General features: G+C 54.4%; 16 protein-coding genes and 1 pseudogene. 10 read left to right on the forward strand and 7 right to left on the reverse strand.

Translation table 11 applies throughout. The annotated features are described in order from the left end of the window. Positions 1-1,104: 1,104 nt before the first annotated feature. Positions 1,105-1,341, reverse strand: coding sequence for a hypothetical protein (locus AA098_RS29805; RefSeq protein ID WP_082916951.1), 237 nt, complete (start codon positions 1,339-1,341; stop codon positions 1,105-1,107). Between the two features lie 459 nt (positions 1,342-1,800). Between AA098_RS29805 and AA098_RS14600 the strand changes: the two genes are divergently transcribed. Both AA098_RS14600 and AA098_RS29815 read left to right on the forward strand, forming a co-directional pair. Further along, entirely contained in the window at positions 1,801-2,043 is a 243-nt protein-coding gene (locus AA098_RS14600) for an NUDIX domain-containing protein (protein ID WP_256545451.1), read from the forward strand. Between the two features lie 255 nt (positions 2,044-2,298). Then, on the forward strand, positions 2,299-2,589 hold the full coding sequence (locus AA098_RS29815) for a hypothetical protein (RefSeq protein ID WP_064614520.1): 291 nt from the start codon (positions 2,299-2,301) through the stop codon (positions 2,587-2,589). A 125-nt stretch (positions 2,590-2,714) separates the two neighbouring features. On the opposite strand, the gene AA098_RS14610 is transcribed toward AA098_RS29815, so the two are convergent. Beyond that, positions 2,715-3,107 (reverse strand): general stress protein, encoded by a 393-nt coding sequence (locus AA098_RS14610; RefSeq protein WP_064614522.1) that lies wholly within the window; start codon positions 3,105-3,107, stop codon positions 2,715-2,717. 630 nt (positions 3,108-3,737) lie between these two features. Between AA098_RS14610 and AA098_RS14620 the strand changes: the two genes are divergently transcribed. Next, positions 3,738-6,383: an ATP-binding protein gene (locus tag AA098_RS14620; RefSeq protein WP_064614526.1), complete on the forward strand. Its 2,646-nt coding sequence runs from the start codon at positions 3,738-3,740 to the stop codon at positions 6,381-6,383. Positions 6,384-6,428: 45 nt separating this feature from the next. On the opposite strand, the gene AA098_RS29540 is transcribed toward AA098_RS14620, so the two are convergent. The 3 genes and pseudogenes from AA098_RS29540 to AA098_RS14635 all read right to left on the reverse strand — a co-directional run bounded on the left by AA098_RS29540 (position 6,429) and on the right by AA098_RS14635 (position 9,652). Beyond that, the gene (locus AA098_RS29540) at positions 6,429-6,779 is read right to left on the reverse strand and encodes a DUF5329 domain-containing protein (protein ID WP_256545453.1); all 351 of its coding nucleotides are present in this window, start codon (positions 6,777-6,779) and stop codon (positions 6,429-6,431) included. 65 nt (positions 6,780-6,844) lie between these two features. Beyond that, positions 6,845-8,431: a phospholipase D family protein gene (locus AA098_RS14630; RefSeq protein ID WP_064615212.1), complete on the reverse strand. Its 1,587-nt coding sequence runs from the start codon at positions 8,429-8,431 to the stop codon at positions 6,845-6,847. Positions 8,432-8,858: 427 nt separating this feature from the next. After that, a pseudogene (locus AA098_RS14635) lies at positions 8,859-9,652 on the reverse strand (OBAP family protein). A 262-nt stretch (positions 9,653-9,914) separates the two neighbouring features. On the opposite strand from AA098_RS14635, the gene AA098_RS29820 reads away from it, so the two are divergent. Next, positions 9,915-10,274 (forward strand): hypothetical protein, encoded by a 360-nt coding sequence (locus tag AA098_RS29820; RefSeq protein ID WP_256544641.1) that lies wholly within the window; start codon positions 9,915-9,917, stop codon positions 10,272-10,274. 59 nt (positions 10,275-10,333) lie between these two features. Here AA098_RS29820 and AA098_RS14645 read toward each other — a convergent pair whose 3' ends face one another. After that, entirely contained in the window at positions 10,334-11,026 is a 693-nt protein-coding gene (locus AA098_RS14645) for a DUF421 domain-containing protein (protein ID WP_064614529.1), read from the reverse strand. Between the two features lie 293 nt (positions 11,027-11,319). On the opposite strand from AA098_RS14645, the gene AA098_RS14650 reads away from it, so the two are divergent. Together AA098_RS14650 and AA098_RS14655 are read left to right on the forward strand one after the other, a co-directional pair. Continuing rightward, positions 11,320-11,688, forward strand: coding sequence for a histone-like nucleoid-structuring protein, MvaT/MvaU family (locus AA098_RS14650; RefSeq protein ID WP_064614531.1), 369 nt, complete (start codon positions 11,320-11,322; stop codon positions 11,686-11,688). A gap of 816 nt (positions 11,689-12,504) precedes the next feature. Beyond that, positions 12,505-12,738: a hypothetical protein gene (locus tag AA098_RS14655; protein WP_064614533.1), complete on the forward strand. Its 234-nt coding sequence runs from the start codon at positions 12,505-12,507 to the stop codon at positions 12,736-12,738. Between the two features lie 46 nt (positions 12,739-12,784). On the opposite strand, the gene AA098_RS14660 is transcribed toward AA098_RS14655, so the two are convergent. Beyond that, positions 12,785-13,171 carry a helix-turn-helix domain-containing protein gene (locus tag AA098_RS14660; RefSeq protein ID WP_064614535.1) on the reverse strand — a complete coding sequence of 129 codons (387 nt, stop codon included), beginning with the start codon at positions 13,169-13,171 and terminating at the stop codon, positions 12,785-12,787. Positions 13,172-13,362: 191 nt separating this feature from the next. On the opposite strand from AA098_RS14660, the gene AA098_RS14665 reads away from it, so the two are divergent. The 4 genes from AA098_RS14665 (at position 13,363) to AA098_RS30220 (ending at position 16,582) form a co-directional block, all read left to right on the forward strand. Then, positions 13,363-13,611 carry a hypothetical protein gene (locus AA098_RS14665; protein WP_064615216.1) on the forward strand — a complete coding sequence of 83 codons (249 nt, stop codon included), beginning with the start codon at positions 13,363-13,365 and terminating at the stop codon, positions 13,609-13,611. Positions 13,612-13,800: 189 nt separating this feature from the next. Beyond that, entirely contained in the window at positions 13,801-15,159 is a 1,359-nt protein-coding gene (locus AA098_RS14670) for a DUF4041 domain-containing protein (RefSeq protein WP_064614537.1), read from the forward strand. Positions 15,160-15,179: 20 nt separating this feature from the next. Then, on the forward strand, positions 15,180-16,355 hold the full coding sequence (locus tag AA098_RS14675) for a restriction endonuclease (RefSeq protein WP_064614539.1): 1,176 nt from the start codon (positions 15,180-15,182) through the stop codon (positions 16,353-16,355). 104 nt (positions 16,356-16,459) lie between these two features. Continuing rightward, on the forward strand, positions 16,460-16,582 hold the full coding sequence (locus AA098_RS30220) for a cyclic-phosphate processing receiver domain-containing protein (RefSeq protein ID WP_371914690.1): 123 nt from the start codon (positions 16,460-16,462) through the stop codon (positions 16,580-16,582). The last annotated feature ends 55 nt before the right edge of the window (positions 16,583-16,637 follow it).

The raw sequence follows: 16,637 nt of genomic DNA on the forward strand, positions 1-16,637 counted from the left end.
AAGCCCTCAATACGCGATGCATCATTCGATTTTTAGCCAATAGCGCTGCGCGCCGAGCAAATTACGACTTGCCGCCGCTGCGCGGCAAGTTGATCGGAGCATCCCTAGCGACTCCAGATGCGAATGGTGTTGCAAGGCAGGATCTGCCCAAGCCCAAAATACTGCTCCTCGATGTCGCATCCTTGGCCCCTCGTCACATCTCCATACGGCAAGCCTAGCTCGTCCTTTCTACTCCGGAGCTTTCAAACGTTTCGAGACATTCCAAAGCAGGTAGTAATTCGAGCCGTCAAAATGCTGGTCGGAACTGAACTTCAATCCGTCAGGTCATCCATCAGTCAGGAAGAGAGTGTTTTAAATAATTTGGAGGCTGGCCAATTAGAATGGGTTGATCAGGTCGCTTAGTCCTAGCAATTTACCTTGATGGGTTAAGTAGTTCGTGCTCCTGCGAAAATGATTTGGCGTTACTTGTCAGGTTGTGAACAGTGGAGCCCATTCATAAGTGATTCGATCTCTTGCTTGATGGATCTTAATTGGGCGTGCAGTTGTGCGAGGCTGCTGGCAATTCTGCTGAGTTGCTCGTCATTATATTGATCATCAATGTCTGCGATGTCACACCAGCTGGAACTGTCAGAGCGCTCACATGGGGCTCTTGAGATACTTAACAATCTTTTCATTACCTGACAGGAAGGATAGCCTTTGATTATGCAGAACTCATTGAGGGATTTTCCTGAATTCCAAAATTCTCTTATAAGTTTTACACACTCATCGTCGCTGTATTGATTCGCCTGTTCGGCGATAAGCCGCTTGGTGGGCATGTGGAGCCTCGGGTGCTGCCAGATGGGATTGGTGAGCCAAAAACGGCTCATACTTAGTGTGCTAGACGATCCAATGGAGTAAAGCTGCCGCCAAGCCCACGCCTATCAGTGAGCCAGTGAGAATAAGGAGACACTCTAGTAGTGACGTATGATTGTCCATATTAGCTGCGCCTGCGAAAATTCATAAGCCATGCAAATGAATACAAAGGCAGCTGCGATTGAAATAGCACCATAATAAATGTAGGTCTTGTCTGTGGGCGGAGCCATGAAGGCAATCTCCTCTTGAAATCTATTCCGTCCGCATTATTGGAAATTGCTCGGACGGGTTTCGCGATTCTAAGATCATCTTCTCGCACGCTGCCATGGCTAGCGATTTACTTGAGAAATTCCGTTTTATTCTAATTTTTTCCTGATTGTCGTAGATATCAAAACCTCCCGAGCTTGTAGCGGCGTAAAACCGATTTCCAACCTGGAATGATTCGTTTTCTATAGGAACCGCTGGAACGATAACGAATCTTGGTTGCATTTTGCCATCCCCTCTCTTGGAGACGTAAGTAATAGCTAGGTTCATGACTGCACGCAAGGATATTGATGTATTGATTTTTCGAAGGTTTGGTGAATCGAATACCTACTCTAATTTCCCTTCTAAAATGATATTGACTTGTGTGTGTGAATTTTATCGTTATTGCAAATTGTTAGCACTACGGTACTGTCTTAGTTCTTCGGGGGCAAAACCGTCTCGGTGAAATTCCACAAGGCCGACGGCACCATCGAGGTAGAGCTTACCTATCCAAGCTCTGCTCACCCGAGGCGAACCGAGGGCTGATGCGCCAATGAGATTGAACGATTCGCCCCATGGAAACGTCTTCAGGGAAGACGCCCATGCTCTGAGTCGCGTGATGGTGGTTTTGATTGGTGGTGATGTTTCGAGTGTGTGCACGCGGGACGAACGAAAATGCAGAAGTAAATCCAAGGCGACGATAATCTGTCTGCGAAGCGGCAAGGTACTGCTTGTTCGGAAAATAGCGGCAAATGGAATTTTCCGGGTGGTTCGATTGAGCCTGGTGAGACCCCTCATAGTGCTGCAGCAAGTGAGCTACGTGAGGAGACATCCATTGAAGGGCATGGCCTGCTTTCTTTATGCTCGATCAGGGTGGGTTCGTCGTGCATCACATCTTCACCACCCGATTCCACGAAACTGAGAAGCCTGTGGCCGACCATGAAATAGTCGCGTGTAAATGGGTGCTTCGTGAAAAGCTCACGCCTGACTTGCTGAATTCCGCTGCAGCCGGCCTCTTGGCAACCCAGTTGGCTGCTCTGACCGCCTGACCACTGCTGCAAACTTGTACAAGGAAATTTTCTTGTATCGAAAATTGCGCCGATTGTCTGATACTTCGCGGTGCTACCGCCTAAGTCCTGGAACTGCCTCCTTGCTTTGCTATGGTCAGGTTTCCGTATAAGACTAAAGTCGTAGGAGGGCGGCATGCGTATTCGAGGTGATGTTTTTTGGGATTGGGCGGATCCAGTGCTTCATCATCGGACTCATGACGAGACACTGGACGACGGCACCACGATTGATGTCCAGGTCAGGCTCTCGCGCACCGGTCAGACGCAAATGTTCATCGGTGTGTACGCTGGCTGTGGAATGGCATTGCATGAAGAAGCCTTCGATTCTCGCCCCGGCGAATCTATGACTCGAGCTCTGGCTTGGGGTGTTGGTAGAGCCAGACGTCTGGCTACAGATCAACGGCCAGCAGCGAAGCAGGTGGCCTAGACACTACGTATTTCAAGGTTGGTCGTTAAGCGGAGATGCTGACGGCCAACTGCTCAACGCAAACTGCTCCATCTAACATCCGGTCGGGTGAATAACCAGGGCTATCCGTAGCCCTGGATAGTTGCTCAGCGGTTGTCTTCCGTCATCCCGCTGTCTTCATCCTGAATAGCTTGCGACCCTTCATCCATAATCTGCTCCCGGTCAGCTTTACTGCCTGTGGTATGTCCTCCTTGACCACCACGTTGGGTTGCGCCACCGGCACGCTGAAGAGCGTCTTCCTGAAAGTCACTGCCGCTACCTTGCCCTGTTTGTTGATCTTCAGATCTTCCCCCGGACATTAGACCGCCTTTTTGGCCGGCTTCCGAGGCCCGCTGAGGATCGTTGGCAAAATTGCCGCCCGAGGCTTGGCCGCCTTTATGACCGGCCTCTGAAGCCTTCTCACGGTCGTTGGCAAAATTACCAGGATTGTTTTGTGCGGTGTTGCCTTGCTGACCTGTCTTGTTTTGATCGTTCGCCATGATCTCGCACCTCGTGTGTTCACACAGAGAGCCTGTGTTCTGTTCAGACGCTGTCCAAATTCTGGAGGCTCCCTATACTTTCCTATTAGCTGACCGGGTGCGCGAAAGATCGTGAAGCGCAACGTATCGTGTAATAAAGTTTGCGACATAGCTTGGGCCGCTGTTCGCAATCGGAGCGCTGCTATCCGGCTTCCAAGAGAGGCAGACGCTGCCGGATGTCGGCGATGAGCCGTCTACCTTCTGCCTCCATCAGATCGCCATAATTGGCAATGGCCGCACACTCTCTACACGTCAGAATGGCCTTCTTGTTCAACCTCTGAGGTCTTACAAGGTCTTGCCCACCGCATTTGAGGCATCTCAAGGTGACGCTCACAGCTTTCCTCTCCATGGTTGTTGATCAGGATCCTTCCCTTGCCGTGTTGATCGCTAAACAAGGTGCGGTACATGGAGTGGCGCGAAGTGCTGAACGTTCACTTTGAGACGTGGCCAACTTGGCCAGCCCGATTCGGGGGGAAAGCTACGCCAAGCGATGGCATGACAATTACGGCTGCGAGCTTCTTTGTCAGCCAGACACGCCGATGCGTGAATCTTGGGTTAGATTTATAAGTCTTCCCTGGTGGTGCTTTTCATATGAATTGCGGTGATCAGCGTTCAGCAATCGAATCGTTCGTGACGCACGACGGCCAGATTGCCACCCAGATGCGTCAAGTGGACTGGGCTAGTACCCATCTAGGTGACCCAGGGCATTGGCCGGTTCCGCTGCAGCACGCCGTGAGTTTCTTGCTCAGTTCAGATCTGCCCACTGCAATTCTTTGGGGCGCTGATAGAACACTGCTCTACAACGACACCTGGATCCCTGCGATGGGGCATCGTCACCCCCGAGGACTGGGCAAGCCTGCACATGAGGTCTGGACTGCGGTCTGGGGGCGGGTCAGCTTGCAGCTCGAAGCTGTAATGGAGAAGGCAAGCCTGTTGTTGCTCTCGGACTCGGAGTTTCCGGTTCGTCTGGATCGTGAAAAACCGTGGGCTTTCAGCTTGAGCCCATTGAGGGCTCTAGATGGGCACATCGTCGCTGTTCTGGTGCAAGGTCAAGAAGTCCATCCATCAGCTCTTGAGCCTCTACCGTCGCACATTACCCTGGGCCGAGACCGACGCATGTTCGACCAAGCGCCGGGCTTCATCACAATACTGAGAGGCCCTGATCACGTATTCGAATTCGTCAACGAGGCATTCAGGCGAAGCTTTGGTGATCGAGGCTACCTCAATCGCTCTGTCCGAGAAGTGTTCCCTGATCTTGAGGGGCAGGGTTATTTCTCCTGGCTGGATGACGTGTTCAAGTCGGGCGAGCGTTTCGTAGCTAAAGGCACGCCTATTTCGCTGCTCTGGGAATCAGAGCGCCTAGAGACCCGCTATCTGGACTTCGTTTATGAGCCTGTGTTCGACGATGCAGGAGCCGTGACCGGTATCTTTTGCGAGGGCTTCGATGTCACTAACCGAGTGGAAACCGAGCGAGCGCTTAGAGAGGAAAGCCGAACCCTTGAGATCCTCCGAGACATCAACGCGGCGTTCGCCAGTGACTTGAATCTGGAGCGGATCGTGCAAAACCTCACGGATGCAGCGACATCGCTCACAGGGGCAGCTTTTGGTTCGTATTTTGCCAATGAGGTTGATGAGGCCGGTGCACACCTGAAGCTGTATACCTTGTCGGGGGCTGATCGGTCGGCCTTCGAAAAGTTAGGTCATCCGCGCGCTACCCCCGTGTTTGCACCTACATTCCGAAATGAGGGCGTCGTTCGATCCTTGGACATCCTGGCCGACCATCGCTACGGCCAGTTCGAGCCGCATCGCGGAATGCCCAAGGGGCATCTGCCAGTGCGGAGTTACCTGGCGATTTCAGTCGTGTCGAGAACAGGCGATGTTTTGGGAGGACTGTTTTTCGGTCACCCCGAACCAGGAAAATTCACAGAGCGGCACGAACGGCTGATCGTCGCCCTGGCGGCTCAGGCAGCAGTGGCCATAGACAACGCCCAGCTTTTTCGGCAGGTACAGCAGGCGAAGGCCACGCTTGAAGAGCGGGTTGCTCAACGCACTGACGAGCTGTCACAGGCCAACGAAGCCCTGCGCCAAAGTCAAAAAATGGAAGCACTCGGGCAACTGACGGGCGGGATTGCCCATGACTTCAACAACATCCTGGCGGCGATACTGGGCAGCGCTGATCTGCTGTCCCGACGGTTGAAACAGGGCAAATGGGAGGCTACCGAGCGGCTGCTCGAAGGAATTCAAGTCAGCGCCAAGCGAGCAGCGTCGCTGACCCAGCGCCTGCTCGCATTTTCGCGACGGCAGACGCTTGATCCACGCCCTACGGACATCAACTTACTCATCGACGATCTGGTCGACCTGATCAACCGCTCGGTTGGGCCGGGCATCACAGTCATCACGCAGTTAGAGCCGGCACTTGGGTTGGCCCGGATCGACCCCGCCCAGTTGGAGAGTTCGTTGCTCAATTTGGCGATCAACTCGCGTGATGCCATGCCCGAAGGTCGTGGAGCGATATCCATCACGACGCAGACAATCGAACTCGACGAGCTGATGGCTACGCGTGCCGACCTACCTGCTGGAGAATACATCGCTATTTCAGTCACCGACTCGGGAAGCGGAATCTCGCAGGAAAACATCAAGCGGATATTTGACCCGTTCTTCACCACCAAGCCACTGGGCCAAGGCACCGGACTTGGACTTTCTATGGTGCACGGTTTCGTGCTGCAGTCAGGTGGTCAGGTTGATGTGCACTCCCAGGAAGGCGTGGGCACGACGATTCGGCTTTTGTTACCCAAATTCGAGGGGCAATTGGAACTACTCGAATTGGCAGAAGCCAGACAGGTAGCGCTTAGCGATCAAGGTGTAGGACGAATCCTTGTGGTCGATGACGAACCTATCGTGCGCATGTCTATTGTGGAAGCCTTGATGGAGGCTGGATACGAAGTCGACGAAGCCGAAGATGGATCTGGCGCCATGCAAACGCTTCGCTCGTGTCCGCCCTATAATCTGCTCGTCACTGATGTGGGGCTTCCAGGCGCGCTGAATGGACGGCAGGTGGCAGATGCTGCCCGTGAGGCGTTTCCAGACCTCCGGGTTCTATTCGTTACCGGCTTTGCAGAGGCAGCGGTTCTCAAGGGTGGGTTCCTGACGCCCAGTACCGCCGTCATTACCAAGCCGTTCGACATCCAGCTGCTTGTGGATAAAGTAACCGGAATGCTCCATCAGCCCCCGCTTTGATGAACTGCTGGGTCGATTCTGCTGGGAGCGGAGGACTCAAGAGATTTAGTGAAATTCCCGTTGCCGTTGGAGCTCTCGGTGTAACCAGATGCCCGCCGGTTGCGTACCTTGTGAGCATCGCACCTCATAGGCACGGCCACTCATACTGCTTTTAGTCGCAGCGAGGTCAATGAAGTCTTCCGCGCTTTTCACCCTGTTCTTGCTTTCGAGATAATTCAGCTTTTGCTCCAAGTGCGCTCGGGCTCGGGGGCCTGCGTATTCGGTGCCGTTCCGAATAAATGTGCAGTCACTGGTCTCTATAAACTCCAGCAATCCCCTTATTTCATTAGCGGTTTGAGGTAGCGCTACTACCCGCGTGTCAACGATGATTGCTATAACGCAAACACTCACCGCCATAATCAGTTGGCTGATAACCCGCCTGCGGCCTTTCGTCGACAATCGCATGATTTGTCCTTCCCACCCTATAGCAACTTTTCAAGCCCTATCGTGCTGCTGAGCCACGAATTGAAGCGCCGCCACCAGCCGCCCGGTTCAGTGGTCAACGTGCGTTGTTGGCCATTTTCTTCGGTAACCCAAACCAGATTTTTGTCTTCCAGCCGAGCCTGGTAGCTCAGCGCGGGAGCCATGCCCTCCAGCGCCAGTTCGCGCACCCGTCCGGCGAGCTCCGGATCATCAACCAAAACACCGACCTCGGTGTTCCACAGCAAAGAGCGCGAATCGAAATTGAACGAACCAACAAAAGCTTTCTGCCGGTCGAAAACCATCGCCTTGGTATGCAGGCTGGAGTCGGAGCTGCTAGAAGGGCCGCTGGAGGAGCCCTTGCGAGAGAAGCGCGGCCTGGTATCGCTGTCGCTTCGATCACCGGCTTGACGACGTAATTCGAACAACTGCACACCGTGCTCAAGCAAGGTCTTGCGATAGGGTGCGTAAGCACCGTGCGAAGCCGGTACGTCGGTGGCTTCCAGCGAGTTGGTCAGCAAGCTGATCGACACGCCGGCGTCGGCTTGACGGGTTAGGTACACCACCCCCGGCTGGCCAGGCACCATGTAGGCCGATACCAGAATCAGCTCCTTGCTGACCCCATTAAGCTCGGGTGCCAACTGGGTGGCCAACAGCAAATATGGAGCGGGTTCACCACTCGCCAACACCTTGCTCGGCGCATCCCACATCGCTTTATTCCAGGCCCAGATCAACTCCCTGCGCCAGTTGTTGAGGCGTGGCTGAGTGGTATAGGTCATCAATTGTTGATAAAGCTCATGGTTTTGGTTGCGCGTTTCTTCCAGGGAGTCGTCCAGTCGAGCGCGAAGGTCTTTCAGATCTCTGCTGGTCGGCTTGAACGATATAAACTGCTCGATGGGCTTGCTGAGGACACTGTTCCAGTACTCGTCGAAACTATGTCCCAACTGCTCTGCGACCGGGCCGACACTGAGCATGTCGATATCGGTAAAATTTCTGTTGGGCTCTGCATCGAAATACTCGTCTCCCAGATTGCGCCCTCCGACGATGGCCACGCAATTGTCCACCACCCACAATTTGTTGTGCATACGCCGGTGTTGCTGAGAGAGGTTGAACAGACGGCCCATCGTGCGTGTCACGACGGTACTGCGGCCCAAATGGAGAGGATTGAACACGCGGATCTGTATATGCGGATGGATAGCCAGTGTCGCGATTGTCTCCTCTAGATCATCGCTGGTGGTGTCGTCGAGCAAGATCCTGACGCGCACGCCCCGGTCGGCAGCGACGAGGAGCTCGCTCAGCAGTATGCGAGTACTTATACCGTCGTGGACGATGTAGTACTGCAGGTCAATGCTGCTTTGGACACTGCGAATCAGCTCCGCGCGGGCGGCGAAAGCTTCGGCACTCTCCGGGAATAGGCGAAAGCCCGATTGACCTTGATGGGGGACAACCTGGCTCTGGATAGATCGGCCGAACGCCGAATCGTGAGCAGGCAAGGCGTGACTGGGTTCGTAGGGAATGTAGGCTGTTGTACAACCACCAAAGAGAAGCGTGAGTGACAGAAGGGCAATCTGGAGCTGTTTTATTCTCACGGAGCGCACCCCGACGATGGTGATGAGGGTCTCGGATCCCGAAGAATGGCCATTCCCTTACCACCAGCATCCGGCCGTAACGACCGTCTGCAATGCGTCTTCGATCTACGGTGTTGTTTAGGAAGCGTAGTTCATCCTCTAATGACAGCGGACTCGGCCTTGGCTACGCCGAAGGCAAGGCGGAAGCTCCTGACCTGAATTGATGTTTGATGTCGGCCATGAGGTGGCAACCTCTTAAGCTTCCAGCAGGGGCACCTCGACACTGCTCTGTTATCCATAGCAAGCGGAGCGCGCCGGCCCGCAGAGGGCCAAAGGCGTGAGGATGGAAGCCCGATAGGGCCGTAACCTGGCTATGCGAGGGTGCGGTTTACGACAGCCGTCCCCAGTGGGGCACGCCCACAATAGAGCTACATGCATCTGACCGCTGCTAGTGACTGGAACGGCTGTTAGTGTTCGCCGGAGTCGATGTAGCGGGGCGGTGTAGATGCGCGCCGGTTGGATCGGTGATTTGAATGACGTTACCGTGCTGCCAGCCATCCGCCTGGGGATCAGCATCAGTAATACGAATGTCAGCCCGCTCAGCTTTGGTTTTCGCAGCATCCACACCCAAGCGCCGATTGCGCTGTTCGACCATCGCCGGGTCAGCCTGCCCATCTGTGGTAAAGCCCATCATCAACTGCGGCACACCTACAGGCAGCGCTTTATCTTGATCGGTGTGCCAGGTGTGCCACGTCTTCCCATAGGTATGCGCCAGGCGCTCCATCAGGGCATGCTCAGCCGGTGCTGGAATGCCTGGGGCGACCAACTGCCCAGAGGAGACCTCGTAACCATGGCTGTGCCACATTGCCTTCTCCTTAGGGGCAGCCCGGCAAAGAGCTTCTCGTCGATGATGTACTCGACGCCCATGATCTTCGCACCCTTGGTATTGCCGTCGAATATCACACACTGAATGACATCCTCGTTGAGGATGGAGCAGTAGTGGTGCGCTTCCATCTGCACCTCCGGATGCCCGTTGTAGAAGTGAAAGCCATCCAGGTAGGCGTTGATCGCTTCAATGGGCGGCTTGGACTGCAGCGTCGCGGCGCCGGCTTCCAGCAGCTGGGTTCTAGCAGACTCGGGCCTGCCTGGTGTTTCCACAGGAGACTTCGTTTCGGGGGCGGAGCAGGCCCACAGCAGAGTGCAGGCGAGGGGAAGAGTTATCGATTGGAATAGCTGTCGCATGAGAAAGGCTCTGGCTGGTGTCCTTAGAGGACAGCCTTGGCCGATGAAGCGGACAGCCCAACGGACGAATGGCCCGAGTTGATGAAGAATTGTGGGCAAAAGAAAGCCCGCTGCTAGGCGGGCGAGGGAGCTTCTATCACACGTAGGGATAGCTAACGCTCCCACATCGCATGTGAAAAGGACGTGAATAGTATCGGGCGAGGGCTATCGCGTACCGCTTACGTGAACCCAAGCTGTGTAAGCCGAAAACAGGCCTTGTGGGATGCTCGGCAAGCCCTGCTCGATTTCGGCCAACCTTGGCTCCCATCGCAGGTGCATTTTTTCCGCACTACCTATGCAGCCGGGCTTTTTCAGAATACTGTATGTGCATACAGTTAAAGAGGATGCCGCCATGACAGGCACCAATCTGCCGGTGATGTCGATCCAAGAGTGGCGGCAGCTCCTCACCGACACCGAGGCCCTGCTCCTCGCACCTAAGAAACATCACAGGGAGCTTCTGCATCAGGCATATGCACTACGTGATACGCATGCCGTGGATTTAGCGACCTTGGCCGATATGTTGGAGCTCGCGGACGAAGCATTGATGTACGCCCACTCCGTCCAGGCTGACCAGCATTGGTAGGCTAAATACACGCCCGGTTGGGATGGTGTTGTGTGGGATAGCAATGGCGAAAATGTGTTCTAGCGGCTGCGTAAGGTATTCAGTGCAGGTGACCAGACGTTGTGTCCGCAGCGTTCACACACGACTGAGTCTTGAGGTTCATGGAAGGTTGGGAAGCCGCAGCTGACGCAACAGTGCAGGCCCGCGTTCGGCGGTGCCAGGTACTCTGGACGATGTTCGACTGGGAGCACCGACAGCCCTGGCCGGGTGTCATCTGGCCCATAGAAATACAGGCTGATATCGCCATCGGTTTCCAATAGGCCGAGTCGAACCTGGCCGAGATGTTCCACGCCTTGTTGGCGCAGTTCCATAAAGAGCTCGTTGGATGAGATGTTCAAATTTCGCAGCGAATGGATCTCGTACATTCCGTCCTTTACGACCGTGATGGGCAACCCATCGATCCACGCCTCGCATGTTCTGCTGCGCCTCATCATGTAGACGGTTCCGCGATAAAGCAGGAGCAGCGTGAGGAAAACCAACGCGACCGGGAGGAGAGGTACATCTTCGTAAAACGTCACGTCGCCTGCGGCTGAGCCCAAGGTGAGGATCACCACGAGCTCGAATCGGGACAGCTGCCTAATTCCACGTCGACCACTGAATTTCAGAAAGAAGAACACGGCTAGAAACGCCGCTGAAACGCGGACGGCGACCTCCAAGAGAAAGGTCAGCGGGAACTCGCCAATGAGCATTCTTTGCAGATCAAATGAAACCATTCGCTGTATCTCACCTGTTGCAATCCCCCGTTACAGATTGACCGGGAATTCTCGGTCTAGGTTCAAACGCTGGTGTCAGCGAGAAAAGCCTTCATGATCACCGGGAGCGAAGCAGCTCTTTGATGGCGCCGGCAGGCTCAGCTATTCGCATTGCTGACTCAGGCGGGTGTACTTAAACGCCAGTGCACAGAAATTGAACAAGAATAGAAATGCATACTCAAATTTTAAGTAGGTCGAGCTGTGAATGGTTTACAGTAACAGACTAATTTCATCCGGTATTTGAGGAAGCATCTATGTCCCGTCTCGCAGAATTCCGTAAGCTCGAGCAAACATTGGCCGCACAACTGGCCGAACTGGAAGCTATGAAAGGTTCTTCTGAGCTGCAAGCGGAGATCGAATTTGAGACCAAACTACGCGATCTTTTGAGCAAATACGGTTACAGCTTGCGTGACATCATCAACATCCTAGATCCACAGGCCAACCGCCGTGCCGCTGCTCCGGCCGCCGCTGAAAAGGCCCCTCGTCGTGCGCGTCAGGTCAAGCTGTACAAGAACCCACACTCCGGGGAAGTGATCGAGACCAAAGGTGGCAATCACAAGAAATTGAAGGAGTGGAAAGCAGAATATGGGGCTGTCGAAGTAGAGAGCTGGGTTTCTAAGTAAGTCGGATTGAGATGAATCAGCCTCCGGTTGGGGGCTTTTTTATGGGTGGGAACGAGGTCTTATCTGGTGAGCCCAGCCCACTTACGGCACCTCATGCGCAACCCCGCCGGCTGTGCTGGATCGCGAGTCTCCTTTCGGTAAGGCAGATAGCTGAGACTTCAGACGATGAATGACTCCATGCGCTGCAAGCGTAGGGACGTGCTGACTCGATGCCGGTTTCGAAACCACCTTCAGTTCGGAGCCTTATGAGCCCGCCCAGGTGGGATGTGAGCGATGCCTGTCGTGTGCGGGTTGAGCTGGTTCGGCCAGCAGAGCATGCATTTTTGTGTAGCTGACAGGGGATTTGAAAAGGGCTCACGAATAATAATTTCAATACACCCCCTTGAAATTTTTTTTGCGAGACGGAGTATATATTTTGTAATCAACAAAAGCAGCGCGGCAAGGCTCTATAACCGTATCCAGCGCTGCTCCTGCGCTCCAACCTTTGCACTTCAGTTACTGCCTACAATTTCTGACTACTTTTGATCAGAAATCTTGTCCTGGCGCCTTGCTTGCTCCGCTATGGCTTCGGTGCCTTGGCAAGAAGTCGCTTCCTCCGGCCGTCTGGCCGGCTAGCTTTGCTTTTGTGCTCAAATTCAGAGCTGCCCCCATTTTTTTTGAGCTGAGATCGGTGGATTTCGATATACAGGGGTATGGCGGTACAGAGATGGGCTGTGCGAGCGGCGCCAGGCTGCTTATCTATGTCGAAGTTCGGTTTGGGTGTTCTTCCATGCCGCAAACAAACGGGCAGATGCCCAGGCACAGAGAGGCTTTTCCATGCAGGACGACTACAAAGCTCAGCTCACAAAAGCTACGGAAGGGCTGCACTACTGTGATTTGATCCTGACAGCCCAAGAGGCTGATGATCTGCGGGCCCTGGTGAAAGACCTACAGGCATCGGGTAAGCACCCTGGGCTCAGTGGCGTGTTCAAAACGATCCTGGAAGAAACCTGGAGCAATGATGAACCGTGGCCAACAATCTCATCAGAATCGAAGCCTGGGCTGGATTGATCTGATGCCATTTCCAGCGGGCGGATCGCCCGAGTGTTCTTAGCAGTCAAGGCACTGGAAAGTAGGGCTGTGTTTGCTGAGCCTGCGAGGCCTGGGGTTCGTGAGGCTTGCGAGCAGTGATGCAATGGACGGCGTTTTCCAAGCCTGGCACACCCCCATCGCATTCCAGACCTTCAATTTCTGAGCGAAGGTCGTGAATGAGGTCGGCCGCCGGTTTGCCGGTCTCTTGACTCAGAGTAAGAGTCAGCAGCGTCAAGGGGCTCAGTTCAAGTCGTTGGCTCACTTGCTGGAGCTTGTCCAGCGTCAGGCTTGATCGAGCGCCTTCCAATTTGGACAAGAACGTCCGACTCGTATCACCAAAGTCGCGCTGCGAGAGTTTGCGCTTGCAGCGAAGCGCTCGAAGGACGATGGCGAATGATGACTTCAAGGACATGTGCGGCTCCTTCGAATATGCCTTTCCTCAGTGATCTTGACGCTGCACCCGCCGTTCCCCCTGAGCTTCGCGACTAGCTGGCTAGGTTGTTGATGGGGGCGAGCCACTTCGTCGAGATACTGTTGATGCATACAGTATATCTCGCTAAGCTGCGTAGGAGAACATTTGTACTCTTGGCAGTGAACAGCGTTATGAACAACTCGGATGAGATCGTCGACGACCGCTTCGCTTTCTTTTCGCGCGAGGAGCTGTTGGAGCAGCAGTGCCTCCTCCTCCAGAGCGAGCTTGTCGTAATGGGGGAGGAGTTGGCGGCCTCCCGCGAGAAAATTGCCACATTGGTCTTGATGTGGACGGGCATCAAGGAAGCGCTACGGCAAGCTGAGGCGGAGTTGAGTAACGCAAGGCAGCAGCTTGATATGAGCTTCACGGCACGATCGTAATTCCCTTCACGCTTGCTGTCTTCCGTGATGGCTTTATGATTTTACTCCGGTTACGCTCATTCGCAGCAGGGAAGAGGTGCATTTAGCTAACGCCGGAAATGCTCCGCACGGCAGATCATTGTAGGGCGATCGCATACTTACCTCGTGCTTCTCCGCTCTAAGCATTCGACTCAAACGAGGAAGGAACCCATGTCGTTTAGCGACTATCTGAAAGGGCCAGCCCATCGACAGCGTGCTGAAGCCCTTGAAACACAGCTTGCGGAGCTTCAGCTGCAGCATTCGCAACTGCAAGAGCTCGTTACGAAGATCGGCGCCATGGATGTAGTGAATATCCAGCAGCTGATTGCGCAAGAGCAAGCGAGGCTGACGGGTGTACGCGAGCAAACCCAACGTGCTGAAAGGGAGTTGGCTGCTCTCGCCCAGCGCTCCACTGATCTGCAGGGGCAGATACTCGTCTGGGAAGAGACGCTGCTCCTGGAAAGCTTCGCCCTCTATGAGCCCAAGTTCAAGCTAACCAGCAGTCAGGAGTACAAAGCTCGACTGGATCACGTCCGTGATCGTCAGAAAGTCCTTATCAAGAATCGGCAGGCGGCCACCGGCAACATGAACTGGACGGTGAACAACAGCCAGGCCCAAGGCCGTAAGCTGGTCAACGACATGATCAAGCTGGTGATTCGCTCGTTCAACAATGAAGCTGATGCCTGCGTGGCAAACGTGAAATTTGACAACGTCGAGCTCGGCGAGAAGCGAATCCTCAAATCGTTTGAAGCTTGCAATCGACTTGGCAAGATCATGAGCGTCGAGATATCTGGCATCTACCTCGATCTCAAGCTTGATGAGCTTCACCTTGCTCATGAATTCCAGATCAAGAAGCAAGAGGAGAAGGAGCAGGCAAAACGCGCCCGGGAAGAGCTGCGGGAGCAGCAGAAGCTCGAGCAAGAAATTCGCGCGGCGCGAGAAAAAATCGCCAAGGAGCGGAAGCACTTCACGACTGCTATGCGTGACCTGCAGGCTCGCCTTGAGCAAGTGCAATCTGATGAGGAGCGCTCGGCGCTGCTGGTGAAGCTAGCCGAAGTTGAGGCAGGTCGAGCCGAGCTCGAGAGCGAAGAAAAGCTCATTGATTACCGCGAGCAGAACGCCAAAGCCGGTTATGTGTATGTGATTTCTAACCTGGGAGCGTTCGGAGAGGGCATCTACAAGATTGGCATGACTCGCCGCCTGGAACCCATGGATCGGGTAGATGAGCTGGGTGATGCATCGGTGCCATTCTGGTTCGACGTGCATGCGATGGTTTTCTCGAACAATGCACCAGCGTTGGAGGCAAAGCTCCACGATCACTTTGCTACTGGCCGCCTCAACAAGGTCAACGGGCGCAAAGAGTTCTTCCGGGCTGACATTGCTGAGATCGAGAGAATCATTCGGGAAAATTACGATGCTGTCGTCGAAGTCACCCATGAAGCGCCGGCGGAGCAGTACCGTGAAAGCCTTCGTATGGAATTGCCTAAGCCGGCTATTCAGCAAGCAGAACGCGTGGCCGCGCACGGCTAACGAGACAGGGACGATATACCGTGATCTATCAGTGCAATCAGTGCCATCGCTCGACCTTTGAGACCTATTGTTCCCGATGCGGGGCTTCAGAGCCGACCACCCAGCCTCAGCATACCCAGCAAGGTATGACGCCCCTCGATCCGTCCTTCTACCCCGATTTCCAGTACCAGTCGAAAGGATTCCTGAAGGACATCTGGGGGAAGAAGAAGGAGCAGGCTCAGCTGAACGACTTGCTGAATAGCGTTCTCAGAAAATACGCAGAGCTGAAGCAGCCGTACTTCACCAACTTCATTCACACCACCCGCAATCCTGTTGGGGGTGGAGTGGACGAAGCAGCAGTACCAGGCGCACGAATGGATGGCATCTACACAGAGCGTGAGCTTTTCAGGGAGGTGCTGATTCGCAGGGGCTTTGACGAGCTTGAGCAGCTGCCTACCTTGCTAGATAAATTACTGCTCACGACCGCCTTCAACTCTGTGTACGCCGGCTTCTCTCGAGAGGTCAGCCGCCACATCCGATCCGACCTGGCCAGCTCGCTGAGGTCTTGGATCGAGGAAGCCGGAACCACATTCAGGGCTGACCTAGCGCTGTTTTACTTCTACCTTTGGGAAAGCGACGCTTCGTTCCCGGGACTGCAGTTCAACTCTCAGGCTGCCACCACAATCGGCGTTCCGTTGCTTCCCCTTCAGACATTTCAGTCCGGGTTAGGTCTGTGCGAAGAAATCTACTTCGACATCCTGGTTGAGCGTTTGGGTAGCCAGCTCGAGCACTTCAACCCGAATCGCTTCATCACCATGTACTTAGTCGACGCGATGGACGGGTTTCAGTTTGAGGCGTTCTTGGTCGAAATTTTCCAGACTATCGGATACGACGTCCGGGAGACGCAGAAGACCGCTGATCAGGGCGCGGATCTGTTCGTGAGCCGATTCGGCAAGACGATGGTGATCCAGGCTAAGAACTACAGCGGTTCGGTCGGCAATGCTGCTGTGCAGCAGGCGATCTCAGCCAAAGCCTTCTATGGCTGCGATGAAGCAATGGTTGTCACCAACTCCTACTACACCAAGTCAGCCAAGGAGCTTGCAGCTACGGCGGCCGTTCGACTGGTTGACCGTGCAGGGCTTCAGACTTACCTCGACGACTACAACCAGAAGCTTATTGAGGTTTTTCAGGCTGAAGCCGAGGCAGAGGAGGCGTGAGCTAGCAACCGCTCAGACTATTCGCAAAAAAAATCATTTTTGCTGTCACAAATCGACCCCCTTAAGGGCTTCCCCAATTCCTCAACTGGAATAGGTGGAACGCAGTGAAGGTCTATTTAGATGATCAACGTCCGGCTCCGGTCGGCTGGACGCGAGCCTACTGGCCCGATGAAGTCATTCGCTTGCTTCGGAGCCGAAAGGTAGAGGTGCTTAGTCATGGATCATGACTTAGGCGATGATCAGCGCGGTACAGGCTACGACGTAATCACGTAGATCGAGCAG

The sequence above is a fragment of the Pseudomonas sp. JY-Q genome (assembly GCF_001655295.1).
In the GTDB taxonomy this organism is placed as follows: domain Bacteria; phylum Pseudomonadota; class Gammaproteobacteria; order Pseudomonadales; family Pseudomonadaceae; genus Aquipseudomonas; species Aquipseudomonas alloputida.

Coding starts and splice junctions, on each gene's coding strand:
- AA098_RS29805 (WP_082916951.1), bottom strand. CDS start 1,341: ATGCAACCAAGATTCGTTATCGTTCCAGCGGTTCCTATAGAAAACGAA.
- AA098_RS29815 (WP_064614520.1), top strand. CDS start 2,299: ATGCGTATTCGAGGTGATGTTTTTTGGGATTGGGCGGATCCAGTGCTT.
- AA098_RS14610 (WP_064614522.1), bottom strand. CDS start 3,107: ATGGCGAACGATCAAAACAAGACAGGTCAGCAAGGCAACACCGCACAA.
- AA098_RS14620 (WP_064614526.1), top strand. CDS start 3,738: ATGAATTGCGGTGATCAGCGTTCAGCAATCGAATCGTTCGTGACGCAC.
- AA098_RS29540 (WP_256545453.1), bottom strand. CDS start 6,779: ATGGCGGTGAGTGTTTGCGTTATAGCAATCATCGTTGACACGCGGGTA.
- AA098_RS29820 (WP_256544641.1), top strand. CDS start 9,915: ATGCTCGGCAAGCCCTGCTCGATTTCGGCCAACCTTGGCTCCCATCGC.
- AA098_RS14645 (WP_064614529.1), bottom strand. CDS start 11,026: ATGGTTTCATTTGATCTGCAAAGAATGCTCATTGGCGAGTTCCCGCTG.
- AA098_RS14650 (WP_064614531.1), top strand. CDS start 11,320: ATGTCCCGTCTCGCAGAATTCCGTAAGCTCGAGCAAACATTGGCCGCA.
- AA098_RS14655 (WP_064614533.1), top strand. CDS start 12,505: ATGCAGGACGACTACAAAGCTCAGCTCACAAAAGCTACGGAAGGGCTG.
- AA098_RS14660 (WP_064614535.1), bottom strand. CDS start 13,171: ATGTCCTTGAAGTCATCATTCGCCATCGTCCTTCGAGCGCTTCGCTGC.
- AA098_RS14665 (WP_064615216.1), top strand. CDS start 13,363: ATGAACAACTCGGATGAGATCGTCGACGACCGCTTCGCTTTCTTTTCG.
- AA098_RS14670 (WP_064614537.1), top strand. CDS start 13,801: ATGTCGTTTAGCGACTATCTGAAAGGGCCAGCCCATCGACAGCGTGCT.